The organism is Bradyrhizobium sp. WYCCWR15520 (genome assembly GCF_056174665.1).
On record NZ_JBWBWM010000011.1, the window covers coordinates 169,185 to 193,189 of the forward strand.

The 24,005-nt window shown below is 64.0% G+C and carries 21 protein-coding genes; 12 read left to right on the forward strand and 9 right to left on the reverse strand.

Annotated features, from left to right (window positions below):
- Positions 1 to 160 precede the first annotated feature (160 nt).
- Positions 161 to 1,357, forward strand: coding sequence for an acetylornithine transaminase (locus AC0QUY_RS14735; RefSeq protein ID WP_475387361.1), 1,197 nt, complete (start codon positions 161 to 163; stop codon positions 1,355 to 1,357).
- A 94-nt stretch (positions 1,358 to 1,451) separates the two neighbouring features.
- On the opposite strand, the gene AC0QUY_RS14740 is transcribed toward AC0QUY_RS14735, so the two are convergent.
- The 3 genes from AC0QUY_RS14740 to pcsA form a co-directional block, all read right to left on the reverse strand.
- Positions 1,452 to 2,426, reverse strand: coding sequence for a quinone oxidoreductase family protein (locus AC0QUY_RS14740; protein ID WP_161854679.1), 975 nt, complete (start codon positions 2,424 to 2,426; stop codon positions 1,452 to 1,454).
- A gap of 75 nt (positions 2,427 to 2,501) precedes the next feature.
- Positions 2,502 to 3,236, reverse strand: coding sequence for a TerC family protein (locus AC0QUY_RS14745; protein ID WP_475387362.1), 735 nt, complete (start codon positions 3,234 to 3,236; stop codon positions 2,502 to 2,504).
- Positions 3,233 to 3,967 (reverse strand): phosphatidylcholine synthase, encoded by a 735-nt coding sequence (gene pcsA, locus AC0QUY_RS14750; RefSeq protein ID WP_475387363.1) that lies wholly within the window; start codon positions 3,965 to 3,967, stop codon positions 3,233 to 3,235. Before pcsA ends, AC0QUY_RS14745 begins: the two co-directional genes overlap by 4 nt.
- Positions 3,968 to 4,101: 134 nt before the next feature.
- Between pcsA and AC0QUY_RS14755 the strand changes: the two genes are divergently transcribed.
- The gene (locus AC0QUY_RS14755) at positions 4,102 to 5,292 is read left to right on the forward strand and encodes a UbiH/UbiF family hydroxylase (protein WP_475387364.1); all 1,191 of its coding nucleotides are present in this window, start codon (positions 4,102 to 4,104) and stop codon (positions 5,290 to 5,292) included.
- Between the two features lie 99 nt (positions 5,293 to 5,391).
- On the opposite strand, the gene AC0QUY_RS14760 is transcribed toward AC0QUY_RS14755, so the two are convergent.
- Positions 5,392 to 6,345, reverse strand: coding sequence for an AEC family transporter (locus AC0QUY_RS14760; RefSeq protein WP_475387365.1), 954 nt, complete (start codon positions 6,343 to 6,345; stop codon positions 5,392 to 5,394).
- A 123-nt stretch (positions 6,346 to 6,468) separates the two neighbouring features.
- Between AC0QUY_RS14760 and hspQ the strand changes: the two genes are divergently transcribed.
- The gene (gene hspQ / locus AC0QUY_RS14765; RefSeq protein ID WP_027537766.1) at positions 6,469 to 6,801 is read left to right on the forward strand and encodes a heat shock protein HspQ; all 333 of its coding nucleotides are present in this window, start codon (positions 6,469 to 6,471) and stop codon (positions 6,799 to 6,801) included.
- 128 nt (positions 6,802 to 6,929) lie between these two features.
- Here the strand turns inward: hspQ and AC0QUY_RS14770 are convergent, their stop codons facing one another.
- Positions 6,930 to 7,715 carry an invasion associated locus B family protein gene (locus tag AC0QUY_RS14770; RefSeq protein WP_161854684.1) on the reverse strand — a complete coding sequence of 262 codons (786 nt, stop codon included), beginning with the start codon at positions 7,713 to 7,715 and terminating at the stop codon, positions 6,930 to 6,932.
- 262 nt (positions 7,716 to 7,977) lie between these two features.
- Between AC0QUY_RS14770 and AC0QUY_RS14775 the strand changes: the two genes are divergently transcribed.
- The 3 genes from AC0QUY_RS14775 (at position 7,978) to AC0QUY_RS14785 (ending at position 12,760) form a co-directional block, all read left to right on the forward strand.
- Complete coding sequence (locus AC0QUY_RS14775; protein ID WP_161854685.1) at positions 7,978 to 9,795, forward strand: extracellular solute-binding protein; 1,818 nt, start codon at positions 7,978 to 7,980, stop codon at positions 9,793 to 9,795.
- Positions 9,796 to 9,874: 79 nt separating this feature from the next.
- Positions 9,875 to 11,380, forward strand: a complete 1,506-nt coding sequence (locus tag AC0QUY_RS14780) for an AMP-binding protein (RefSeq protein ID WP_475387366.1) — start codon at positions 9,875 to 9,877, stop codon at positions 11,378 to 11,380.
- 90 nt (positions 11,381 to 11,470) lie between these two features.
- Positions 11,471 to 12,760 carry a GGDEF domain-containing protein gene (locus tag AC0QUY_RS14785; RefSeq protein ID WP_475387367.1) on the forward strand — a complete coding sequence of 430 codons (1,290 nt, stop codon included), beginning with the start codon at positions 11,471 to 11,473 and terminating at the stop codon, positions 12,758 to 12,760.
- Between the two features lie 158 nt (positions 12,761 to 12,918).
- On the opposite strand, the gene mfd is transcribed toward AC0QUY_RS14785, so the two are convergent.
- Together mfd and AC0QUY_RS14795 are read right to left on the reverse strand one after the other, a co-directional pair.
- The gene (mfd, locus tag AC0QUY_RS14790) at positions 12,919 to 16,437 is read right to left on the reverse strand and encodes a transcription-repair coupling factor (protein ID WP_475387368.1); all 3,519 of its coding nucleotides are present in this window, start codon (positions 16,435 to 16,437) and stop codon (positions 12,919 to 12,921) included.
- Positions 16,434 to 16,724: an FAD assembly factor SdhE gene (locus AC0QUY_RS14795; RefSeq protein WP_475387369.1), complete on the reverse strand. Its 291-nt coding sequence runs from the start codon at positions 16,722 to 16,724 to the stop codon at positions 16,434 to 16,436. Before AC0QUY_RS14795 ends, mfd begins: the two co-directional genes overlap by 4 nt.
- 408 nt (positions 16,725 to 17,132) lie before the next feature.
- On the opposite strand from AC0QUY_RS14795, the gene AC0QUY_RS14800 reads away from it, so the two are divergent.
- The 6 genes from AC0QUY_RS14800 to recG all read left to right on the forward strand — a co-directional run bounded on the left by AC0QUY_RS14800 (position 17,133) and on the right by recG (position 22,110).
- Positions 17,133 to 18,326 carry an RNA ligase RtcB family protein gene (locus AC0QUY_RS14800; protein WP_475387370.1) on the forward strand — a complete coding sequence of 398 codons (1,194 nt, stop codon included), beginning with the start codon at positions 17,133 to 17,135 and terminating at the stop codon, positions 18,324 to 18,326.
- Positions 18,323 to 18,838, forward strand: a complete 516-nt coding sequence (locus AC0QUY_RS14805; protein ID WP_475387400.1) for a peptide chain release factor H — start codon at positions 18,323 to 18,325, stop codon at positions 18,836 to 18,838. Before AC0QUY_RS14800 ends, AC0QUY_RS14805 begins: the two co-directional genes overlap by 4 nt.
- Positions 18,756 to 18,944: a hypothetical protein gene (locus AC0QUY_RS14810; protein ID WP_475387399.1), complete on the forward strand. Its 189-nt coding sequence runs from the start codon at positions 18,756 to 18,758 to the stop codon at positions 18,942 to 18,944. The genes AC0QUY_RS14805 and AC0QUY_RS14810 overlap by 83 nt, the downstream gene beginning before the upstream one ends.
- A gap of 98 nt (positions 18,945 to 19,042) precedes the next feature.
- A complete protein-coding gene (locus tag AC0QUY_RS14815) occupies positions 19,043 to 19,453 on the forward strand; it encodes a hypothetical protein (RefSeq protein WP_475387371.1) in 411 nt (136 codons plus the stop codon).
- Positions 19,454 to 19,622: 169 nt separating this feature from the next.
- Positions 19,623 to 19,898 (forward strand): hypothetical protein, encoded by a 276-nt coding sequence (locus AC0QUY_RS14820; RefSeq protein WP_161854692.1) that lies wholly within the window; start codon positions 19,623 to 19,625, stop codon positions 19,896 to 19,898.
- A gap of 103 nt (positions 19,899 to 20,001) precedes the next feature.
- Positions 20,002 to 22,110: an ATP-dependent DNA helicase RecG gene (gene recG, locus AC0QUY_RS14825; RefSeq protein WP_475387372.1), complete on the forward strand. Its 2,109-nt coding sequence runs from the start codon at positions 20,002 to 20,004 to the stop codon at positions 22,108 to 22,110.
- Here the strand turns inward: recG and AC0QUY_RS14830 are convergent.
- Both AC0QUY_RS14830 and AC0QUY_RS14835 read right to left on the reverse strand, forming a co-directional pair.
- Complete coding sequence (locus AC0QUY_RS14830) at positions 22,062 to 23,045, reverse strand: dihydrodipicolinate synthase family protein (RefSeq protein WP_475387373.1); 984 nt, start codon at positions 23,043 to 23,045, stop codon at positions 22,062 to 22,064. The two genes, recG and AC0QUY_RS14830, sit on opposite strands and share 49 nt — an antisense overlap.
- A gap of 160 nt (positions 23,046 to 23,205) precedes the next feature.
- Positions 23,206 to 23,991: a DUF502 domain-containing protein gene (locus AC0QUY_RS14835; RefSeq protein ID WP_161854695.1), complete on the reverse strand. Its 786-nt coding sequence runs from the start codon at positions 23,989 to 23,991 to the stop codon at positions 23,206 to 23,208.
- Positions 23,992 to 24,005 lie beyond the last annotated feature (14 nt).

Below are 24,005 nucleotides of genomic sequence, written 5' to 3' on the forward strand. Positions count from 1 at the left end.
CCTGCGTCGTCGCTCCCGCGACGATGATGGGGCGCGCCATGTCCGACGACAACGCTGATCAGCTAGTTTCAGCCAAGTTCTCGAGAAGGCCGCACCCTCAAAAGTGCGGCCTTCTTGCGTTTCGGCCTCACCTTTCACCCACTACCCAGAGGAGATCGACATGACTGACGCCACCCATCCGTTCGACGCGCTGATGGAGATTACCGCTCGCCCGCCGGTGGTGTTCGTCCGCGGTGCGGGCTCCTTTCTCTGGGACGACTCCCGCAAGCGCTATCTCGACTTCGTGCAGGGCTGGGCTGTCAACGCACTCGGCCATTCGCCGCCTGCCGTTGCGGAAGCGCTTGCCGCACAGGCCAACAGGCTGCTGACGCCAAGTCCCGCCTTCTACAATGGTCCGAGCCTCGAGCTGGCGCAGGCGTTGGTCGAAAAAAGCTGCTTCGATCAGGTCTTCTTCGCCAATTCCGGCGCCGAAGCCAATGAAGGCGCCATCAAGCTCGCGCGCAAATACGGCGCCAAATACAAGAACGGCGCGTTCGAAATCATCACCTTCGAAGGCGGATTTCACGGCCGCACGCTCGCGACCATGTCGGCCTCGGGCAAGAAGGCGTTCGAACCACTGTTCGAACCCAAAGTATCGGGCTTCCGGAAAGCCAAGCTCAACGATCTCGATTCAGTGAAGGCGCTGATCTCGGACAACACGGTCGCGGTGATGTTGGAGCCGATCCAGGGCGAAGCCGGTGTCTGGCCGGCCACCGATCAATTCCTGAAGGAGTTGCGCGCGTTGACGAAGCAGCACGGCCTGCTGCTGATCGTGGACGAGATTCAGACCGGCATGGGCCGGACCGGCAAGCTGTTCCACTACGAGCACGCCGGTATCGAGCCCGACATCATGACGCTCGGCAAGGGTATCGGCGGCGGCGTGCCGCTGGCCGCCCTGCTCGCCACCGGGCACGCCTCCTGCTTCGAACACGGCGACCAGGGCGGCACCTTCAACGGCAATCCCCTGATGTGCGCTGCGGGCCTGGCCGTGCTCGACCATGTGGCCAAGCCGGAATTCCTGAAAGCTGTGGCGGACGCCGGCCTGTTCCTGGAAAGCGAGCTGCACAAACTGTCCGCCCGGCATGGGCTCGGCGAGGTGCGCGGCCGCGGCCTGCTGCTGGCGCTCGACCTCAAACTGCCGATCGGTGCGTCAATCGTGGCCGAAGCGTTCGCAGACGGCGTACTCATCAACTCGCCGCAGCCCGATGCGCTGCGCTTCATGCCGGCGCTCAACGTCACGCGCGAGGAGATATCACTGATGATCGATTGCCTGGATGCGATTTTGGTCAAGGCAGGCGCGGCGCGTCGGGTGGCGTAAGGCTCTCATGTCATTCCGGGGCGATGCGGAGCATCGAACCCGGAATCTCGAGATTCCGGGTTCACGCTTCGCGTGCCCCGGAATGACGGTGACGTCACGGCCGCAAGATCGCAGCCCCCGTCGTCGCCCGGCTCTCGAGCTCGGTATGCGCTTTCGCCGCATCCTTCAGCGCGTAGGCATGGTTGATCGGCACGTGGAGCTTGCCGTTGATGACGGCGGCGAACAGCGTGTCGGCGCCTTCGAGCAGTTCGTTCCGGGTAGAGACGTAATCGTTGAGCTTCGGCCGCGTCGCAAACAGCGAGCCGTGATTGTTGAGCTCGGCGAGTGGGAACGGCGGCACCGGGCCGGAGGCGTTGCCGAAACTGACGAACAGGCCGCGCGGCCGCAGGCACGACAGTGAGCCCGGGAAGGTGGTCTTGCCTACGCCGTCATAGACGACGTCGCACAGCTCGTTGCGGCTGATCTGTTTGACGCGGGCCACGAAGTCTTCCTCGTTGTAGAGGATGACGTGATCGCAGCCATTGGCCAGCGCAAGATCGGCCTTGGCCTTGGAGCCGACGGTGCCAATCACATGGGCGCCGAGCGCCTTCGCCCACTGGCAGGCCAACAGGCCGATGCCGCCGGCGGCGGCGTGGATCAGCACGCGATGGCCGGGTTCGACCTTGAAGGTCTTGTGCAGGAGGTACCAGACCGTCAAACCCTTGAGCATCAGCACCGCGCCCTGCTCGTAGGTGATGTGGTCCGGCAGCTTGACCAGCTTGTCCGCCGGGATCACCCGCTCCGAGGCGTAGCCGCCGAGCGTGAAATAATAGGCGACGCGATCGCCGGGATGAAAATTGGTGACGCCGGGTCCGACGGCCACCACCTCGCCGGCGGCCTCGTTGCCGGCGATGAACGGCAGGCCGGGCGCCTTGTAGAGGCCGGTACGGAAATAGACGTCGATGAAGTTCAGGCCGACGGCGTGCTGGCGGATGCGGACCTCGCCCGCTGCAGGCGCCGCCACGTCCACGTCTTCATACACCAGGGCTTCCGGACCCCCTACCTTGTGCACGCGCACGGCCTTGGTCATGACAGTCTCCCTCGGTATTTCCTGAAACGCCCAACCTGAAAGCGAAACGAAAGCCATCGCCGGCCGGATGTCAACTCACCCCCGGCTCCTGACGGCCTTCCTGCGGTTGCGCCGGGCGAGCACGTTGAATAGTTCGACCGCGGCTGCGAACAACATGGCGAAATAGATGTAGCCGCGCGGAATATGGAATTTGAATCCATCCGCCACCAGCGCCACGCCGATCAGCACCAGGAAGGCCAATGCCAGCATCTTGGTGGTCGGGTGATTGGCCACGAACCGGGCCACCGGACCCGACGAGACATACATCACGACGCATGCGATCACGACGGCAGCGATCATGATTTCCAGGTCCTGCGCCATGCCGATCGCGGTGATGATAGAGTCCAGCGAGAACACCATGTCGATGACGATGATCTGCATGATCACCCAGAAGAATACGCTGGTTTTGGGTTCGGCATCGGGCTCGCCATGGCTCGCCTCGACCTCGCCATGAATTTCATGCGTCGCCTTCGCGATCAGGAAGGCGCCGCCAGCAATCAGGATGATGTCCCTCCAGGACAGTTCGACGTTTCGCACCGTGATGACAGGCTCCGTCAGGCCGATCAACCACACCAGCAGGCTGAGCAGCACGATGCGAAACACCAGCGCCAGCAAGAGGCCGATTTGACGCGCGCGCTTGGCCTGCTCTGGCGGGATTCGCGACACGATCACCGAAATGAAGATGACGTTGTCGATACCGAGCACGATTTCCAGTGCCGTCAACGTCAGCAGCGCCGCCCAGGCTTCCGGGCTCGTCAACAATTCCATCATGCTCTGAACGACTTTATTTGCCGGATCACTGCGTCGCTTCCCACAACATAGGCGGCAATGGCGCAAAGCCCGGCGATGATGGGAGCACCCACGTTGAAATCGCTGATGAGCGTGTAGATCGCAAGCACGGCTCCGATTGCCATCAGCCACAGGGTCAGCCAGCGCAGACGCACCACCCGGAACGGGTGCAGCACATGAAACGGGGCGAATGTGAGCGCGATCAGGATTGCAATTCCCAGAGTGGCGAGTTCCTTCGGCAAGTTCAGCAAGAACAAATAAAACGCCGCGGCGTTCCACAGCGCCGGAAAACCTCGGAAGTGATTGTCGGAGGCCTTCATGCGTCGGTCGGCGAAATAGAGCGCACCGGAAACCATAATGCCGATGCCGAGTATGGGCGCCGCCACCGGCAGCAGCCTGCCGCTCGCGGTGATGGCATAGGCCGGAACGAAGACGTAAGTTACGAAATCGACGACGAGATCGAGAACCTCGCCCGACCAGTTCGGCTGCAACCGCACGACGTCAAGTTTTCGCGCCAGCGGGCCGTCGATGGCATCGATGATCAGGGCGACGCCAAGCCAGCCGAACATGCTGGCCCAATGCTCGCGCACGGCCTCCAGCATCGCGAGCAACGCGACGCCCGCGCCCAGCGCCGTAAGAATGTGTACGGCGAATGCGGCGGTTCGCATTCGACTGGTTGCAGGAGCGGAATCTGGCTCTGAGGTCTGGTCCATTGCTCGGGCAGTGCTATCAGGAATCGCTCCGATTTGCATATCGGCGATTGCGGCGTTCCGCCGCGCGATTGGGCGGAAACATTTCGGCCGGTTGATGGCTTGAAAATGCCCGCTCGAACGTCAATTGTCCCAATATGAACGACGCATCTCAGGTTTATGACGCCGCTGTGATCGGCGGCGGGCCAGCGGGGTTGACCGCCGCCGTCTCCCTGGCCGCAACGGGCGTAAAGATCGCCCTGCTCGCCCGCCGTGTCCCCTATGCCGACAACCGCACGACGGCACTATTGGGAGCATCCACCGATCTGCTGGAGCGGCTGGACGTCTGGCCGCGCTGCCGCGACAAGGCGGCGGCCCTGCGGACCATGCGGCTCGTTGACGACACCGGCCGGCTGATCCGGGCGCCGGAGGTGCGCTTCAGCTCGGACGAGATCGGTCTCGAACAATTCGGCTACAACATCGACAACCGCTCGCTGATGGTTGCCCTGGAAGAGCGTGCCGCAGAACTTTCGAACCTGACCCGGTTTGACGATGAGGCTGTAGTGATCGACCCGCAGGATGCGCTCGTTGCCATCCGCACCGGCAAGGGCGGCCAGCTCGCCGCGCGGCTGGTGATCGGCGCCGACGGACGGCAATCGCCCTCCCGCGAGGCAGCCGGCATCGCGATCAGCCGCCGCGACCTGCATCAGTCGGCGCTGACCTTCAACATTTCCCATTCCCGGCCGCACAACGGCATCTCCACCGAGTTTCACACCGCACAGGGCCCATGCGTGTTCGTGCCCTTGCCCGGCAACCGCTGCAGCGTGGTGTGGGTCTCGGCGACCAGGGAAGCCGAACGGCTGATGTCGCTCAGCGACGACGAATTATCGGAGGCCGCGGAAAAGCAGTCGCACTCCATTCTCGGCCGCGTCGAAGTCGAAGCCGGGCGTAACCTGTTTCCGCTGACAATCGAGCGTCCCGACCAGTTCGCCAGCCATCGTGTCGCGCTGGTCGGTGAATCCGCCCATGTGGTGCCGCCGATCGGCGCGCAGGGCCTCAACATGGGATTGCGCGATGCGGCCGATATCGCCGACATCGCAGGTAGTGCGATCTCGCTCGGAGAGGATCCGGGATCGCCGGCGGTGCTGGCGCGTTATCAGTCCGCCCGCCGCGCCGACGTCGCGAGCCGGCTGATTGCCATCGATGTCGCCAACCGTTCATTGCTCAGCGATTTCTTAGGCATGCAATCGCTGCGCGCGGCCGGCATGCACTTGCTTGGTTCGTTCGGCCCGCTGCGGCGGCTCGCGATGCGCGAGGGGCTGGCGCCGACCTGGAAGCGCGTCAGCTAAGGCCGGCCGCAGGCGGCGCAAGTCCTTACGAACCGGATACCATTCTACTTTGCATGGGGTTGTTTTCGATATTTTCGTTTCGAGCACCCGCGCAACGCCTTACGGAAACACCAGCCGTCCGCTCTGGATGAACCACATCACGCTGGTCAGCGTGACCACGGAGGCGAAGGTCCCGATCAGCACGGCGACGGACGCCGGCTCGATCCAGGTGTTGTTCTGCCGGGCGATCACGAACACGTTCAGCGCCGGCGGCAGCGCCGCCATCAGGACGGCGGTTGCGGCCCAGGGTTGTGCGAATGGGCCGAACAGCAGCATCAGGGCGAACACGATCAGCGGATGGATCAGGAGCTTGATCGCGATCACGCCGGGCACCTCCCAGGGCACGCGGTCGAACGGCCGCAGCGCCACGGTCACGCCCAGCACGAACAGCGCCGTCGGTGCCGCGGCGTTCTGCAGAAACAGCAGCGTCCTGTCGATGGCGACCGGCAACTGAACATGCAACGCCGCGACGAGCGCTCCCGCCGCAGCCGACATGATCAGCGGATTCAGCACGATCTGTCGCGCAGCTACACCAATAGCATGCAGGAAAGACGGATGTTTGCGATCGGTCACTGCCATTAGCAGCGGCACGATCGTGAACAGAAAAATGCTGTCGCAGCAGAAGATCAGCGCGGTCGGCGCCGCCGCCTTGGCTCCAAGCACCGCCAGCGCCAGTCCGGGACCCATATAGCCGATATTGCCGTAAGCGCCGGCAAGCCCCGCCATGGTGGCCTTGCGCAGCGACAATTCGCCGACGATCCGACCAGCCACCATGGCAAGTATGAAGGCGCTTATGGTCGCAAGCGTGGTTGCGATCAGGAATGGCGGGTTGTTCAGTTCGGGAAACGGCGTCTCCGACATGATGCGGAATAGCAGCGCCGGCAGCGAGACGTAGAGCAGGAAGAAGTTCATCCAGCTGAGGCCCGATTCCGGCAGCCCCCGGGTCTTGCCACAGGCGAAGCCGATAAAAATCAATCCAAAATAGGGGAGCGCGAGGTTGAGGATATCGACCATCTCGGAAGCGTCTTTTCGTCAGTGATTTCGGGGGGATGGCGCCTGATATGGCCACTATACGTAAAGGTTAACTCGTTCTATTGCCCCTAGCATCGGCCACAATCATGGTCTATTCGACGGGACATGATCAAAGCGCGCACCGCCAAATTTCAGATCGGGCAGATCGTCCGCCACCGGGTGTTCTCATTCCGCGGCGTGATTTTCGACATCGATCCGGAATTCAACAATACCGAGGAATGGTGGTTGTCGATCCCCGAGGAGGTTCGGCCTCACAAGGACCAGCCGTTCTATCACCTGCTCGCGGAAAATTCGGAGTCCGAATACGTCGCCTATGTCTCGGAGCAAAATCTGCTGCCGGACGATTCCGGCGAACCGATCCGGCATTCGCAGGTGGCCGAAATCTTCGTGAAGGACAAGTCGGGCGGTTACCGGCCGCGCAATCCGTCGCTGAACTAGCGCGGTTTCGCGCAAAAGCGGAAACTGGTTTGCTCCAGGCAAACGCGTCAACGCCGAGCCATCTCTGACTGGAAACGAAAAAGGCGCCCGGTTGGGGCGCCTTTTGTTTTGTCGAACGGCTGCGGCCGTTACTTCGCCGCCGGATTGGCGCCGCCCGGTTGGGCCGCCTCCAGCTTCTTGCGCTGCTCTTCGGCCCGCTTCTGCAGCTCTTCCTGCAGTTTCTTCTGGTTTTCCTCGAACTGCTTCGGATCGGTCGGCGGACCGTCATAGGCCTTGGCGAATTCGCCCGCGAGCGGCAGCGGCAACGTCAGTGGCGCACCGTTGGAATTGATCGCCTGAACAACGAGGTTCTGGCCCTTCTTCAGGCTGGCGATCAGCTCAGGGGTCGCCTCGTAGTCGGACATGCAACCGTTCTGGAAGCAGATGACGTAGGGACCCTGCATCGGCGCATTGCTATCGACGATGATCCGGGTGCCGTGGACGAGCTGCATGCCGAGCGGCAGCGTCACGCGCAGGAGCTTTTTCGGCTCGCCTTCCGGCTCGATGATGACGGCGGCGATTACGGGCTGGCCCGACTCGATGCGGCCGTCCTTGCCGGTGAAGCAAACCTGCTTGGCGCCGGCTTCCTGACCCTTGAGGCAGAACTTGGTCCAGGGAGCGTAGATCAGCTGAACCTGCTGTTCCTGCGGCGGGGTGGCTCCGGCGGCGGGGGCACCGGCCGCAGGGGCTTGCGGGGCGGGCGCGGGAGCCTTGGGAGCCGCCTTCGGAGCCGCTTTCGGCGCGGCGGGCGCCGGCGCTGGTGCCTGCGCCTGCGCACCCGACGCAATCAACGTTGCCGACAGTGCCGAGGCCGCCAACAGGGCCAACATCTGCCCACGCGGCCGGACTGACCCGGCCAAGATACGGAAATTCATTGCGGAAAACCCTTTCTGAACCGGAGCGCCCGAAACCGCTGCAGACGCCGACACCTCTACCCGCGCTGAGGCGGCTATCTCGTTGGCAATTGAGGCGGATACGTGACAGGCGTTCCCGCTGGCATCAACTGCCCGCCTTCAATACAGCGGCAGCCGAAAAGATCAATGCCGACAAGCATCTTTGGTATTCCCCGCAGGCCGGGGCCAAAGCCTATGGTAAAGCTTTTCGGTGTGCATTTTCGAATCAAATCGCTGCCCGCCAATGACCGCCTTTAGGCATATCCGTCTGCGTGTGCTGACCTGTATCACCCTCGCGCTGGGTGTGGCTCCGCTCAGCGGTGCGAAGGCGGCCGAAACCCACGCACTGGCGATGCACGGGACGCCCGCCCTGCCCGCCGATTTCACCCACATGCCCTATGCCAATCCGGATGCGCCGAAGGGCGGGCGGCTGGTCTGGGGCGTCCTTGGAACTTTCGACAGTCTCAATCCCCTGATCGTCCGTGGCATCGCCGTTCAGCAGATCAGGGGCTTTGTGGTCGAGAGCCTGATGGCACGCGGCAATGATGAGGCTTTCACGCTGTATGGCCTGCTCGCCAGGAGCGTCGAGACCGACGATGCGCGCAGCTATGTCACCTTCCGCCTCGATCCCAAAGCGCGCTTCGCCGACGGCAAGCCGGTTACGACAGAGGACGTGCTGTTTTCATGGACCTTGCTGCGCGACAAGGGCCGTCCCAATCACCGCCAGTATTATTCCAAGGTCGCAAAGGCCGAGGCGCTCGACCCGCTCACGGTGCGCTTCGATTTCGGCGGCGCCAATGACCGCGAACTGCCGCTGATCCTCGGCTTGATGCCGATCCTGCCTAGGCATGCCGTCGATCCCGCCACGTTCGAGGAAACCACGATGACCGGGCCGGTCGGTTCCGGTCCCTATCGCGTCACCGCCGTCAAGCCGGGAGCCAGCGTTACGCTGACCCGCAATCCCGACTATTGGGGCCGCGACCTGTCTGTAAATCGGGGCCTATGGAACTTCGACGAGATCAGGCTCGACTTCTACCGCGAGTCCAACGGCCTGTTCGAGGCGTTCAAGCGCGGCCTCTACGATTTTCGCGTCGAATACGAACCGCTGCGCTGGCACGAGGGCTACGACTTTCCGGCAGCCCGCAATGGCGAAGTGATCCGCGACACCATCAAGCCCGGAATGCCACAGCCGTCGGAATTCCTGGTGTTCAACACGCGGCGCCCGCAGTTTTCCGACATCCGCGTGCGGCAGGCGCTGACGCTGCTGTTCGATTTCGAGTGGGTCAACCGCAATTACTTTTTCGGGCTCTATGCCCGCACGCCGGGCTTCTTCGCGGGATCCGAACTCTCCGCCTACACCCGTCCGGCCGACGCGCGCGAGCGCGAACTCTTGCAACCGTTCGCCGAGCGCATCCGCCCCGATATTCTCGACGGCACCTATCGCCTGCCCGTCACCGACGGATCGGGCCGCGATCGCACGACGTTGCGCCAGGCGCTGAACTTGCTGTCGGAGGCCGGTTACGATCTCGATGGAGCCGTGCTGCGGCAGCGTTCGACCAGGACGCCGCTCACCTTCGAAATCCTGGTAACGACGCGCGACCAGGAGCGGATCGCGCTGTCCTATCAGCGCGACCTCAAGCGCGCCGGCATCGAGGTCAGCATTCGCGCCGTCGATCCCGTGCAGTTCGACCAGCGCCGGCTCGGCTACGAGTTCGACATGCTGCAGAACCGCTGGGATCAATCGCTGTCCCCCGGCAACGAGCAATCGTTCTACTGGGGCAGTCAGGCCGCCGACATTCCCGGCACGCGAAATTACATGGGAGCCAAGGAGCTGGCCATCGACGCCCTGATCGGGACGCTGCTCGAGGCGCGTGAGCGTCCGGCCTTCGTCTCGGCGGTGCGGGCGCTCGATCGCGTTCTGATATCGGGCTTCTACGCAATTCCGGTGTTTAACGTGCAGGAGCAATGGATCGCGCGCTGGAATCGGATAGAACAACCTGTGGCGACCGCGTTGACGGGCTATCTGCCGGAAACCTGGTGGCAGAAGCCGGAAGCGAAGTGAATTTAGTTGCGTACCCAAGTATCTTGCCAAGTATCTTGCCCAACCGACGCAACCCTCGTGATAGAGCCGAAGTAACGCCGTGACCCAGCCGACCGCTTCGCCGACGCTCGATACGCTATTCAAACGGAACCTGGCACGGCAGCCGGACGCGCTGGCGCTGGTTGATCCCCCCAACAAGCCACGCATCACCGGCCAGCCGCCGAAACGTCTTAGCTTTGCGCAGGCCGACCGTATGATCTCCTCGCTGGCCGCGCACTTCATCGAGTCGGGCTTGCCGTCCAATTCCGTGATCGCGGTTCAACTGCCGAACACCATCGAATTCGCGGTCACCGTGCTCGCCGCCTATCGCGCAGGTCTTGTCGTTGCAGTGCTGCCCCTGCTCTGGCGGCAGTCGGAATTGACGATGGCCCTCAACCGCACCGCCGCGCGGGCGATCGTGACTTCGGGCAAGGTCGACGGCGTGGTCTATTCGGACATCGCCATGAACGCCGCCGCCGAAGCGTTCTCGATCCGCCATGTCTGCGGCTTCGGCAGCGACCTGCCGGAAGGCATGGCCTCGCTCGACAATGCCATCTTCCGGGAATCTCCGACCACGCGCGCCGTGGTCCAGGACGGCCGCAAGGCGGCGCTGATTTCATTCGATGTCACCGCAGACGGCTTCCGGCCGGTCCCGCGCGCCCATCTCGGCCTGATTGCGGGTGGGCTTTCCATGTCGCTCGAAAGCGACGTGCCGCAGGGCGCCACCATGCTGTCGGCGTTCTCGCCGATGTCGTTTGCCGGCCTCGCCTCCTCGCTGGCGATCTGGCTGCTGTCGGGCGGAACATTGGTGCTGCACCACCCCTTCGACGATGAGGTTCTGGAGCAGCAGATCAACGAACAGGCCTGCGACACGCTGATTGCACCTGCTCAACTGGCGCTGCGGCTGGACGAACTGGACCTCGCCGCGCGGATGCCGAGCCTGCGCAATGTTATCGGCCTGTGGCGCACGCCAGAGCAGGTCGGTTCCAGCGCATGCTGGACCGCGCAACAGGCGACGCTGACGGATGTCTATCTATTCGGCGAGGCCGGATTGTTCGGCGCGCGCCGGATCGCTGAGGATGGCTCGCCGGCCCTGATCAAGCCTGGCCCGCACGGCGCGCCGCGCGATCTGCCGGGATCGTCGATCGCGGGCGAAATCCTCGTGACGCCGCGCGGCACGTTAGGATTGCGCGGGCCGATGGTGCCGGTCGCAGCCTATGCGCCCCCTCCGCCGCCGAGCGACTCCCTGATCGCGTCGCCGCCGCGCGACTATGTCGACACGGACTACGCCTCGCGACTCGACCGCGTGACCGGTGCGGTCCATATCACGGCGCCGCCGTCCGGCGTCATGGCCGTCGGCGGCTACCGGTTCCTGGCGCAGGACCTCCAAGAATGGGCGCGCCGGCTCGGCCAGGGTGCGCTTCTGACCGCGTTGCCGGACCGTATCAGCGGCCACCGGCTGGCGGGGCGCGCCCTCGACAACGCGCGCGCTCGGGACGCGCTGACAGAACTTGGCCTTAACCCCTTGATGGTGGAAGCATTTCGGGATCGGAGCAACGCCGCCTGAGACGCCGGCGGCGGGCGTCCGTTGACGCCGCATTAAGCGGGGCAAACTAGGATCGCGGCTTCCTGTTTCGCGCCTTATCCGAGTCCGCAAATGTCCCAGCAAGGTCCGATCCTCGTCGCATCAAGCGCGAGCCGGCCGTCTTTTGCCGCCACGCTGGATGGCGCAGGGCTGTTTCCCGTGGTCGAGACCGGATGGGCGGACGCGGCGCGCGCGGTCGAGCAGGTCCAGCCGGCCGCCGTGCTGGCCGCGGCATCGCAGACCGACGCTGCCGGACTGACGGAGTTGGCCGCGCGGGTCGCGGCGCGACAGCCTTATCTGCCGTTGATCGCGGTGGACCCGCAGATGGCCTATCCCGACAACGTCATTCCCTTCTTTCAGAGCCAAGTCCTTCAGAGCCAAGTCCTTCAGAGCCAAGTCCTTCAGAACCACGTCCCCCACACCCAACAAGCTGGCTGCGACCGGCTGATGGCCCGCCTGCGGGCCGTGCTGCGCGTGCGGGCGTTGCATGCAACCGTGATGCGCCGGCTGGTGCCGGCAGCGCCGATGACGCTGTCACAGATCGACCCGGCGCGCGATGCTACCGTGCTGCTGATCGGCCGCGGCGGCGCCTATCCCGCGCTGTCGGTCGCGCTTGGCGAGCGCAGCGGCGTGGTCGGCGCGCTCTCGATCGAGGCGGCTGCGAAGCATCTCAACACCAGAGACATCGACGGCATCGTGCTCGGCGAAGGATTCAGCCTGCGCGTCGTCGATGCCTTCCTCACCGTGCTGACGGAGGACTCCCGTTTCCGCAATCTCCCCGTCGTCGTGACCGCAGGCGATCTGGCGCCGGCCTATGATCTGGCGAACCTCGAAATCGTTTCCGGCGATGCGGCCCAGGTGGCAACGACGGTGCTGCCGCTGATCCGCCAGCACGCCTTCGAAGCGCATCTGAGCCGCACGCTGAAGGCAATCGACGCCGACGGCCTGATCGACGCGCGGACCGGTCTGCTCACGGCGGAAGCCTTCGAACGCGACTTTGCCAGCGCCATCTACCAGACCCAGCAGCGCGGCGGCGGATTGTCGGTCGCGCGCTTTGCGTTCGACCCCGATCATCCGCGCGCGCAATTCGATGGCGCGCGGATCATCAGCCGCCTGATGCGGCAAATGGATTTTGGCGCCGCGCAGGACGACGGCTCGGTGGTCGTGGTGTTTGCCGAGGCCGACCTGAAGACGGCCCATGCCGTCGCCCGGCGGCTGTCGAGCGTGATGCGCCATACCAGTCACGGCCAGCGTGACGCACGGTCGGAGCCTTCAGTTACGGTCGCCACGCTGCTGCCGAACGATTCCGCGAAGTCATTGCGGTCACGGCTGCAGGAAGGTGCGCAACGCGCGGCATCTTAGAGCAAGCGCCCGATCTATCCCCGTCATTGCGAGCCAGCGGGTCGGCGCGAAGCGCCGCCCGATGACAGGCTCCGCGAAGCAATCCATCCCTCCGCGCATGAGGACAGATGGATTGCTTCGTCGCTTCGCTTCTCGCAATGACAGGAAGAGAGCCCCGCTTACGCCGCCTTCTTGCTTTCCGCGAGATTGGCGAGCTGCCGCAAGATCTCGGTCGTGCCCATCAACCGCTCTTCCGGCGTCTTCCATGCCTGCAGGAACACCACCTTCATGTCCGGCCGCACTTTCGCGGCCTGGCCGTGCTGGCGGATGAAGGCTACCAGGCGATCCGGTTGGGCAAAGCTGTTATCGCGGAACGAGATCACCGCGCCCTTAGGCCCGGCATCGACCTTCTCGACATTGGCTCTGCGGCAATAGGCCTTGATCGCGGCGACCTTGAACAGATAGCGCACCTCATCCGGCAGCACGCCGAAGCGGTCGCGCATCTCCGCGGCGAAATTGTCGATCTCCTCGTCGGTGTCGAGATCGGCCAGCCGCCGGTACAGCGATAGCCGCACCGCAAGGTCGTTGACGTAATCCTCGGGGATCAGCACCGGCATGCCGATGGTGATCTGCGGCGACCAGCGGTCTGCGGCAGGCTCCGCCACGCCGGCCTTGAGGTTGAGGATCGCCTCCTCCAGCATCGATTGATAAAGCTCGAAGCCGACCTCCTTGATGTGGCCGGACTGCTCCTCTCCGAGCAGATTGCCGGCGCCGCGGATATCCAAGTCGTGCGACGCAAGCTGGAAGCCGGCGCCGAGCGTTTCCAGCGACTGCAGCACTTTCAGCCGCCGCTCGGCCTGACCGGTGATCTTCTGCTGCGTCGGCAGCGTGAACAGCGCATATGCTCGCAGTTTCGAGCGCCCTACCCGCCCGCGCAACTGATAGAGCTGCGCCAGGCCGAACATGTCGGCGCGGTGCACGATCAGCGTATTGGCGTTCGGGATGTCCAGGCCGGACTCGATGATGGTGGTCGAGAGCAGGATGTCGTATTTGCCGTCATAGAACGCCGACATGATGTCCTCGATCACGGTCGGCGGCATCTGGCCGTGCGCGACCGCGACCTTCATCTCGGGCACGTTCTTATCGAGGAAGTCTTTCACGCTGGCGAGATCCTCGATCCGCGGCACGACGTAGAACGCCTGTCCACCGCGGTAGCGTTCGCGGAGCAGCGCTTCGCGGATCATCAGGGGATCGTGCGGGGCCACGAAGGTACGCACCGCGAGGCGGTCTACCGGGGGCGAGGCGATGATCGAGAGGTCGCGCACGCCGGTCAACGCAAGCTGCAGCGTGCGCGGGATCGGGGTGGCGCTCAGTGTCAGCACATGCACCTGCGCCCGCAACTGCTTCAGCCGCTCCTTGTGGCTGACGCCAAAGTGCTGCTCCTCGTCGACGATCAGCAATCCGAGGTCCCGGAACTTGATCGACTTGCCGAGCAGCGCGTGGGTGCCGACCACGATGTCGACATTGCCTTCGGCGAGCCCCTTCTTGGTTTGCGTCAGCTCCTTGGCCGGGATCAGACGCGAGGCCTGCGCGACATTGACCGGAAAGCCTCTGAAGCGATCGGCAAAATTCTTGCTGTGCTGCCGCGCCAGCAGTGTGGTCGGCACCACGACAGCGACCTGCTTGCCGTCGAGCGCCACGGCAAACGCCGCTCGCAATGCCACCTCGGTCTTGCCAAAACCGACGTCGCCGCAGATCAGCCGGTCCATGGGACGGCCGCTTTCGAGATCCTTAAGCGTGGACGTGATGGCGCCGAGCTGGTCCTCGGTTTCCTCATAGGGGAAGCGCGCACAGAATTCGTCATAGACATGCGGCTGCACCGGCATTTTCGGCGCTTCGTGCAACTGCCGTTCCGCCGCGATCTTGATCAGTTCGCCGGCAATTTCCCTGATGCGGTTCTTGAGCTTGGCCTTGCGCGCCTGCCAGCCACCACCACCCAGCCGGTCCAACTCCACACCGGTCTGCTCGGACCCGTAGCGCGACAGCAGCTCGATATTTTCGACCGGAAGGAACAGCTTCGTTTCCGCGGCATAATGCAGTTCGAGACAGTCATGTGGCGCGCCGCCGACCTCGATCGTCTGCAAACCCACAAAGCGCCCGATGCCGTGCTCGACATGCACCACGAGATCACCGGTCGAAAGGCTCGTGACTTCGGAGATGAAGTTGTCGAGCTTGCGGCTCGACTTGCGCTGGCGCACCAGGCGGTCGCCGAGGATGTCCTGTTCGGTGATGACGGCGAATTCGTCGGTCTCGAAACCGCTCTCCATGCCGACCACCGCCAGCATGGCCTCGTTGCGCGGCGTCGCCTGCACCGTGCGCCAGGTGTTGACGCTGGTGATATTGGCAAGCTTGTGATCCCTGAGCATGCTGCTCATGCGGTCGCGCGAGCCTTCGCTCCACAGGGTGATCACGACCTTCTTGCGTTGTGCCTGCAGCGCCAGCACATGCGCCACCACGGCCTCGAATACATTGACCGCAGTATCGGCGCGCTCAGGCGTGAAATTCCGGCCCTGCCGCGCGCCGGCGTCGAACACGTCGCTGGTGCCCTCAGGGACCGCAAACGGTGTCAGCCGCGCCACTGCCGCGTCGTTCAACCGCGTCGTCCATTCCGTTTCCGTCAGATAGAGCCGGTCCGGCGGCAACGGCTTGTAGATCGCGCCTGATCCTGGATGCTCCAACGCCTCGCGCCTTGCCTCGTAATAGTCCTGGATCTGCTTGAAGCGCTCGCGCGCGGCATCCTCGCTCTGCGGCTCGATCGCAACCGGCGCGCCATCGAGATAGTCGAACAGCGTATCCATCCGTTCCTGGAACAGCGGCAGCCAATGCTCCATGCCGGGATGGCGGCGGCCTTCGCTGACGGCCTCATAGAGCGGATCGCCGCGCTCCGGTGCGCCGAAGGTCGCGACATAGCCCATGCGGAAGCGGCGGATGGTCTCGGTAACGAGCTGGAATTCCGAGATCGGCACCAGGTCGAGCGCGCGCATGTCGAGCAGGGTGCGCTGGGTTTCCGCATCGAACGTGCGGATCGATTCCAGGCTGTCGCCGAAGAAATCGAACCGCACGGGCTGATCGAGCCCGGCCGGAAACAGATCGAGAATGCCGCCGCGCACCGCGTATTCGCCGGGCTCGCGCACGGTCGAGGAGCGGTTGTAGCCATTGTGCTCCAGCCAGGCGACGATCGAATCCATCGGCACGACATGGCCAGGCGCGACCGACAGCGCCTGCGCCGCCACAACCTCGCGCGCCGGCACGCGCTGCACGATGGCGTTGACGGTGGTGAGCACGATCAGCGGCTTGTCGCTGCCCTGCAGGCGCGACAGCCGCGCCAGCGTGGTCAGGCGTTGCGCCAGGACGCCGCCATGCGGCGACACCCGGTCATAGGGCTGGCAATCCCAGGCCGGAAACTGCATCACCGGCAGATCGGGCGCAAAGAATTCCAGCGCCCGCGCCAGTTGTTGCATGCGTGGGCCGTCGCGGCAGACCACCGCAAGGCTGACCGCCGGCGGTTTCGGCCGGGCCGCCACCGCACGCGCGAGGTCCGAGACGACCAGCCCTTCCGCGCCTTCGGCGACATTGGCAAAGGTCAGCGCGCGGCCGGGGGTCAGCAGCGCGGCAGGTGATTTGACTGATGCCTTCATGCGTCGTGATCCACGGCGCGAAACGCCTTGATGCGCTCGAACAGCGCGGTCGCATATTCCGGATCGGGCGGCTTGTCGCCGATCAGCGCGGCATAGAGATCGGGATCGGGTACCTCGATCAGGCGCTCAAGTTCGGCCAGTTCGTCATCGCGCATTTTTGATATCTCGGCATCCGCAAAGCGTCCGAGGATCAGATCCATCTCGCGGGTACCGCGATGCCAGCAGCGAAATAAAAGCCGCTTGCGGCGGTCGTCGAGGCCACCGCTCGACCGTGTCGTACCCGTCATTTCTCTGTCCCATCCGAACGCCAAAAGCCCGGACGTGCCGGGCGAGGTTGATATAGTCCCCGTACCCGGGATTGTCAGTAGCGTTTCGCCCACAGATCCATGCGAAAGTGGACGTGCACCGCTCGCGAGGCACTTCATTGCGCCCTTGGGTTGCCGCATCGCTGCGGTTTCGCCGCGCGGGGGTTGCAGCTTTTGCATTTCGCCGCTATGTGTCTGCCGCGATCGGTGGCCGATTTTGGCACGATCATCAGGGAGAAGGCTCGATGACGTTGATGTCTCGCCGCCCCGTCGAGGGCATCGCCTAAGAGCGCGTGCGTTAGCCCGCCGCTTGGGAACTCGCGCGCTTAAAGCCAACGATCGTTGCGTTTGCGCGCGTCGACGATTCTCAAATCTCCTGAAAGTCTTTCAATGGGCACTTCTCCCAAAGTGGACGGCTGCGCGCCGATCCACGTCTTCGCCTCGTCCAAGTCCTGGATCGAGGGCAACGCTACGCTGCAACTGCAACAGGTCGCCGGATTGCCCGGCGTCCGCGCGGTCGCCGCGATGCCGGACCTTCATCCCGGCAAATACGGCCCCGTGGGCTGCGCTGTGCTGTCGGATCACATTCATCCGCAACTGGTCGGCTCCGACATCGGCTGCGGCATGGGCCTGTTTGAACTCGATATCGCCGCGCGCAAGCTTCGGCTCGACCAACTGGCCGGGCGCTTGCACGCGCTCGATCAGCCATGGGACGGCGATACGAGCAGCGTTCTGACCGACGCCGGTCTTCGCGCGACCGCCTTCGATGCTTCGCTCGGCAGCATCGGCGGCGGCAACCACTTCTGCGAGATCCAGGCGATCGAGGAAATCCTTGAGCCTGACATCGCCGCGCAGGCCGGGCTCGACCGCGACCATGCCTATGTTCTGGTCCATTCCGGTTCGCGCGGGCTCGGCTTCTCGATCCTGGAGCGAGAGATGCGGAACGGCCAGGCGGCGCTTGACCCCGCGAGCGAAGCCGGCAGCGCGTACATGGATGCGCATGACCACGCCGTGCAGTGGGCCAGGCTCAACCGTCGCATCATCGCGGAACGGGCGGCGGCCGTTGCGCGTGCGCACCTGCGCGCTGTGAACGATCTGGCGCACAACATGGTCGAGCGTCAAGCCGATGCCGGTGGCAACGTGATGGCGCTGCATCGGAAAGGCGCAGCAGCGTCCGATCGCGGGCTGGTGCCGGTGCCGGGATCGCGCGGCACGCTGTCGTATCTGGTGGAGCCGCTCGCGGCGATGCAGACCGATGCGCTCGCCTCCCTCGCGCATGGCGCAGGCCGCAAATACGATCGCGCATCCATGCACGGCCGTATCAGGGTCAAGAAGTCCGACGTGGCGCGGCTGGAGCGCAATCCCTATGGCGGCATCGTCGTCTGCGGCGATCGTGGCCTGCTCGCGGAGGAGGCGCCCGAGGCCTACAAGAACATCGAACGCGTCATCGAAGACCTCGTCGAGTTCGGCCTGGCGCGGGTGGTGGCGACGTTCCGGCCGCTCGTGACGTTCAAGAAGGCGCAATCCAATGTGGCGAGCAGCGCCGCCCGACGGGAGAAATCCTGGAAGGAGGACCGCCGATGATCCGGCTTCTCTTCACCAGCGGCCGCGGTCCGGCGGAATGCCGGATCGCGGTCCGGAAAGCCGTTGCAACGCTCGCGGCCGAAGCTGCTGCGCTCGGCCTTGAAACCGACTGCGTAGAAGGCCCGAGCCCGGACGGACATGGTCCGGGCTCGGCCATCGTTCTGGTCCACGGCGAAGCCGCGGCCGCGTTCGCGCGGCCGTGGATCGGCGCTATCCAGTGGGTGGCGCAGAGCCCGGTCCGGCCGCATCACAAGCGCAAGAACTGGTTCATCGGCGTGTTCGAGCTTCCGGCGCTGCCTGAGGCACCGAAGGCGCTCGCAGAGCAGGATGTCCGCTTCGAAGCCTTCCGGGCCGGCGGTCCCGGCGGTCAGCATCAGAACAACCGAGAGCGCGGTGCGCGCCACCCACATCGCCAGCGGGCTCTCTGTCGTGGCACGGGAGGAGCGCTCGCAGCATCGCAACAAGGCGCTGGCACTGGAGCGAATGACAGCGTTGCTCCGGCTGCAGGGTGAGCTCGAAGCCATCACCGCCCGGAACGATGCGCATGCAGCGCATGACCGCCTCGAGCGTGGGCGGCCGGTGAAGCGGTTCAAGGGCGAGGCGTTCCGGGCATCGTAGCACAGGCTAGGACGGTGCCGGAGTGCACGTCATGGAGAAATACAATCGCGCGGTGTATCAATAGTCCCGGGGTCACCGCCTCGGAAATGGTTTGTACAATGACGAACGTAGTACAAGTTTACGACTATCGGTTTCCTTACACCGATTTTGCCATCATGCGCTTTCAAGTGCGCCTCTCGGAGATCGCGCAGTCACTTGGTTTTGAGGTCGAGAGTTGGGAGGATCAGCTGGGTCCAGCTCGCGGAATGCTTCTCAGGCTACCCACGGGACAAGTGGTCTTGTTTCTTGAGCTCCAACACGCGATCGATCACTATCAAGAAATGGGGCCATACGTCCACGTAGACGCCGGTGCGGTTGCGGAGTTCGGCGTTGAGCCTTTGATAAGCGAAGTTTTGACGACTCTCGGTTTATCGGACCAATCAGTTGATTGGCGCGCTTCAAGTGAGCAGCAGCAAATTGCTATTGATCTGGTGAAACGAGTAGCGGCTTATAAAGGACTGAAAGACTAAATTGATGCGGACTGGTGCTCGTCGCACGCAAATCATACGGATACTTCTCTGGATAGCTCTCGCCCTGTTCGTCCTCTCACTCTTCTCGCCCTCCGTTTCGGGAGGTAGATTTTTTCGCGAGGATTTCGTGTGCAAGGCGCACCAGTGGACGCGGGGATGGGAGCTTCTCTTGATTGGACCGCTCGGCGTCCTCGATGGGCAGTTCGGATGGATTGCAAATCCGTTGATGCTTTTTGCGGCGCTAGGAAGACTACGCCGAGCCGCAAATCTGAGTTTTGCATTAGCGGCCGTCGCGCTCATCGTCGTCACTGCTTTTTCCTTCACCTCTGTATGGATGGACGGTGGAGGAAACGCGACGGTGTGCGGCTTTGGACCGGGGTACTATCTTTGGCTGGCTTGTTCTGTTCTCGTGTTGATTGCGACGCTGTTGAAACCGGCCAAGTAGGCCGGCGTCGACCGCATCGCCTTGAAAGGCCGTCTCGAAAAAAAGCCGTGGACGTTCCGCCCAAACCCGCGCATGACGGCGCGAAACGGTCTTAGGTTTCGATATGCGCCCCACCCTGCTCAATTCGCTGTTTGCGCCGGTCACGAGCCTTCCAGGCGTCGGGCCGAAGCAGGACAAGTTGCTGCGGTATCTGCTCGACCGCGATGAGACCCCGCGGCTGGTCGATCTGCTGCTGCATCTGCCGGCGAGCGTGATCGACCGCCGGGCGCGGCCGAAGATCCGCGAGGCTGTGCAGGGAACCGTGGTGACGCTGGAGGTCAACGTGGATCGTCACCGCCCACCACCGCCGCGCAATTCCCGCGCGCCCTACCTCGTCCATGCCTCTGACGATACCGGCGACGTGGTGCTGACGTTCTTCCGCGCCAAGCCTGGTTATGTCGAAAAGCTGCTGCCGGTCGGCGAGAAGCGCTACGTATCGGGCACGCTGCAGATGTATGACGGCATTCCGCAGATCGTGCATCCCGACCGCGTGGTGGATGAAGCGACGTTTTCAAAATTGTCCGGCATCGACCCGGTTTATCCGCTGACCGAGGGCCTCGCGCTGGGATCGCTACGCCGCGCGATCGCGCAGGCGCTGCAGAAGCTGCCGGAATTGCCGGAATGGATCAGTCCGGAGGTGATCCGCCGCTGCAGCTTTCCGCCGATCCGGGAAGCGCTGAACCGCGTGCATGTTCCGGTCGAACTCACGGACATTTTGCCTGATGGCCCGTTCTGGTCACGGCTCGCTTTCGACGAACTCTTGGCCGGTCAATTGGCGCTGGCGCTGGTGCGTGCGCAACTCCGGCGTCCGGCCGGCGACCGCAACGCCGGCGACGGCCATCTGCGCCACAAGATCATCGACGCGTTGCCCTATGCGCTGACGTCGTCACAGCGCGAGGCGGTCGCGGCCATCACCGCGGATTTGCTGCAGCCGGTGCGGATGTTGCGGCTGCTGCAGGGCGATGTCGGGTCCGGCAAGACGGTCGTGGCGCTGTTGGCAGCCGCTGCTGTGACTGAAGCCGGCAAGCAGGCTGCGCTGATGGCGCCGACCGAAATCCTCGCCCGCCAGCACATCAAGACCATAGCGCCGCTGGCCGAACGCGCCGGCCTGCGGGTTGCCATCCTGACCGGCCGCGAGAAGGGCAAGGAGCGGCGCGAGATTCTGGCGCGACTCGAAGCCGGCGAAATCGACTTTTTGGTTGGCACGCATGCGCTGATCCAGGACGACGTGATCTTCAAGGCGCTGGCGCTGGCAGTGGTCGACGAACAGCATCGCTTTGGCGTGCGCGAACGGCTCGCGCTGACCAACAAGGGCGAGGCTGTCGACGTGCTGGTCTTGAGCGCAACGCCGATCCCGCGCACGCTGGTGCTCACCTATTTCGGCGACATGGATGTCTCCGAACTGCGCGAGAAGCCGGCCGGCCGGCAGCCGATCGACACCCGTGCGGTCCCGGCCAGCCGGCTCGACGAGGTCGTCGACGCCGTCGGCCGTGCGCTGAAATCAGGCACGCTGGTCTACTGGATCTGTCCGCTGGTCGAGGAATCCGAGGCTGAAGGTACCGAGCATCTCACCAACGCGACGGAGCGGTTTGAGAAACTGCAGCAACGCTTCGGCGACAAGGTCGGTCTCGTCCACGGCCAGATGAAGGGCGCGGAGAAAGACCGCGTGATGGCTCAATTCTCCGCGCACGAGATCGGGCTCCTGGTGGCGACCACGGTGGTCGAGGTCGGCGTCGACGTCCCGGCCGCAACCATCATGGTGATCGAGAACGCCGAGCGCTTCGGCTTGGCGCAATTGCACCAGTTGCGCGGCCGGATTGGGCGCGGCTCGGAGGCGTCTACCTGCCTCTTGCTCTACAAGGAACCGCTCGGCGAAATGTCGAAGGCGCGGCTGAAGGTGATCCGGGAGACCACCGACGGTTTTCGGATTGCCGAGGAAGACCTGAAGCTGCGCGGCGAAGGCGACGTGCTCGGCATCCGCCAGAGCGGCCTGCCCGGCTACCGCATCGCCCGCTCAGATGTGCACGCCCAACTCATTACGCAAGCCCGCGACGAGGCGCTGCGGATCATGAAGGACAATCCGAAGCTCAGGGGTGAGCGCGGCGAGGCGCTGCGCTGCCTGCTTTACCTGTATGAACGCGACGAAGCCGTGCCGCTGATCGGCGCGGGATGACGCGCCGCGACGTCGGCAATGCGGCGCCGGTAGTGCTCGGTGCCCTCGACGATTTTGTCGATCAGCGCCTCCAGCGCCCAGAATTTTTCGTGGATATCGAAGGTGACGGCGCGGCTGTCGGTGCAGGCGAACGTGCCGAGGCGCTGGTGATAGAGCTTTGCGAGCTTCGGATAGCCCATCGGTTCGGCCATCGCTGATAGCGCGAGATAGACCGAGAGTTCATCCGCCAGCTCCGGATAGCTGATGTGCTCGGTCATCAGCCACTGGTAGAGATCGGGATGAAAATTCGTGAACACGCCGGTGAAGCCGCGCGAGCCGGCCTTCATCGCGTCAAAGGCAATCGCCGCATTGGCGTTGACGATGGCAAGCGGCGTATCCCTGGTCAGCGCCACCCGACGCTTGACCGTTTCGAGGTCGCAGGAGACATCCTTGAGGATGACGAAGCGGCCACTATTGGCGCAGAATTTCAGTTCGTCGTCGCTGAGCAGACGGCGATAGGGCGCCGGGCACTCGTAGAGTCCAAGCGGAAGCTGCTTCGGCAGCCGGTCGAGCAGCCAGGTCAGGTCGTCGATGAACTTGCTGCCACCTTCCCGCTTGGCGTCGAGGCGGTTGGTGACGAGCACCATGCCGTCGACGCCGGTTGCGGCAATCGCGGTCAGCTCGGCAAGCTGGTCATCCAGGCTTTCGCTGATGTGGCCGGAAGCGATCACCGGCACGCGGCCTGCGGCGGCCTTCTTGACGAAAGCGGCGAGCTCGACGCGTTCGTCGAGCGTGAGAAACTGCATCTCGCTGGACTGGCAGACCGCAAACAGCGCGTCCGAGCCATTGTCGATGTACCATTCCACCAGCCGGCCAAGGCCGGGATAGTCGATCGCGCCGTTCGCGGTGAACGGCGTGATCATCACGGGAATGATGCCTTCGATCTTCTTGGTCATGAGGTCATGCCTGCCAGCATTCGAGGATTGACGGGTGCAAGGGATGATTCGGGCGAGCCATGATGGTTGCCGTCATTCCGGGATGCGCGAAGCGCGGACCCGGAATCTCGAGATTCCGGGTTCGCATCTTCGATGCGCCCCGGAATGACGACAGCTCAAATCACTCCACCTTCACCTTTGCCGGAGCCGGCTGCAGCGCGGCGGCGGAATTCGCCACGCGCGCGGCGTTCGCCATGCCGGCCAGCGCGGCATTGCGTTTCTGCGGATCGGAGCCGGGCTGCACCACGCCCGCTGACATGATCAGGGTCGCGGCGTCTTCGGTGCTCATGTCGACTTCGATGATCTTGCTCTTCGGCACGTAGAAGAAGAAACCCGTGGTCGGGTTCGGGGCGCAGGGCAGGAACACCGAGATGTGCTCCTCCTGGCCGGGAAGCTGGCTGGCGATGTTCACGCTCGGCGACTGCGAGATCAGGACGATCGACCACATGCCGGGCGAGGGAAATTCGACCAGGCCGACCTTGCGAAAGCTCGATCCCTTGCCCGAGAACAGCGTCTCGAACACCTGCTTCAGCCCGCGATAGATCGCGCGCACGACAGGCATGCGGCCGAGCAGCCGTTCGCCGAGATCGACCAGCGTCCGCCCGATCAGGTTGGCGGTGAGGAAGCCCAGCAGCGTCAGGGCGACCACGGCGACGATCAGGCCCGAGCCGGGCAATCCGAACGGCAGGTAGGTTTCCGGCCGGTAGGCCGTCGGCACGAACGGACGGACGATGCTGTCCACCCAGTTCACGAACCACCAGGTCAGATAGAGGGTAATGGCGACCGGCCCTGCGACAATCAGTCCGGTCAGAAAGTAGTTCCGGAAACGGGCCACTAGCCCGGCGTGATGGCCTTCCGGCACGGGTTCGTCCGGGGGCGCGGTCGGGGGCAGTTCTTCGCGGTTCATCGTGGTTCCAGGTC

What these genes read in the sequence shown, in the direction of transcription:
- hspQ (WP_027537766.1), top strand. Translation starts at nt 6,469, where the DNA reads ATGATCAAAGCGCGCACCGCCAAATTTCAGATCGGGCAGATCGTCCGC.
- AC0QUY_RS14815 (WP_475387371.1), top strand. Translation starts at nt 19,043, where the DNA reads ATGACGAACGTAGTACAAGTTTACGACTATCGGTTTCCTTACACCGAT.
- AC0QUY_RS14770 (WP_161854684.1), bottom strand. Translation starts at nt 7,715, where the DNA reads ATGAATTTCCGTATCTTGGCCGGGTCAGTCCGGCCGCGTGGGCAGATG.
- AC0QUY_RS14805 (WP_475387400.1), top strand. Translation starts at nt 18,323, where the DNA reads ATGATCCGGCTTCTCTTCACCAGCGGCCGCGGTCCGGCGGAATGCCGG.
- mfd (WP_475387368.1), bottom strand. Translation starts at nt 16,437, where the DNA reads ATGAAGGCATCAGTCAAATCACCTGCCGCGCTGCTGACCCCCGGCCGC.
- AC0QUY_RS14785 (WP_475387367.1), top strand. Translation starts at nt 11,471, where the DNA reads ATGTCCCAGCAAGGTCCGATCCTCGTCGCATCAAGCGCGAGCCGGCCG.
- AC0QUY_RS14755 (WP_475387364.1), top strand. Translation starts at nt 4,102, where the DNA reads ATGAACGACGCATCTCAGGTTTATGACGCCGCTGTGATCGGCGGCGGG.
- recG (WP_475387372.1), top strand. Translation starts at nt 20,002, where the DNA reads ATGCGCCCCACCCTGCTCAATTCGCTGTTTGCGCCGGTCACGAGCCTT.
- AC0QUY_RS14745 (WP_475387362.1), bottom strand. Translation starts at nt 3,236, where the DNA reads ATGATGGAATTGTTGACGAGCCCGGAAGCCTGGGCGGCGCTGCTGACG.
- AC0QUY_RS14740 (WP_161854679.1), bottom strand. Translation starts at nt 2,426, where the DNA reads ATGACCAAGGCCGTGCGCGTGCACAAGGTAGGGGGTCCGGAAGCCCTG.
- AC0QUY_RS14830 (WP_475387373.1), bottom strand. Translation starts at nt 23,045, where the DNA reads ATGACCAAGAAGATCGAAGGCATCATTCCCGTGATGATCACGCCGTTC.
- AC0QUY_RS14835 (WP_161854695.1), bottom strand. Translation starts at nt 23,991, where the DNA reads ATGAACCGCGAAGAACTGCCCCCGACCGCGCCCCCGGACGAACCCGTG.
- pcsA (WP_475387363.1), bottom strand. Translation starts at nt 3,967, where the DNA reads ATGGACCAGACCTCAGAGCCAGATTCCGCTCCTGCAACCAGTCGAATG.
- AC0QUY_RS14775 (WP_161854685.1), top strand. Translation starts at nt 7,978, where the DNA reads ATGACCGCCTTTAGGCATATCCGTCTGCGTGTGCTGACCTGTATCACC.
- AC0QUY_RS14795 (WP_475387369.1), bottom strand. Translation starts at nt 16,724, where the DNA reads ATGACGGGTACGACACGGTCGAGCGGTGGCCTCGACGACCGCCGCAAG.
- AC0QUY_RS14735 (WP_475387361.1), top strand. Translation starts at nt 161, where the DNA reads ATGACTGACGCCACCCATCCGTTCGACGCGCTGATGGAGATTACCGCT.
- AC0QUY_RS14760 (WP_475387365.1), bottom strand. Translation starts at nt 6,345, where the DNA reads ATGGTCGATATCCTCAACCTCGCGCTCCCCTATTTTGGATTGATTTTT.
- AC0QUY_RS14800 (WP_475387370.1), top strand. Translation starts at nt 17,133, where the DNA reads ATGGGCACTTCTCCCAAAGTGGACGGCTGCGCGCCGATCCACGTCTTC.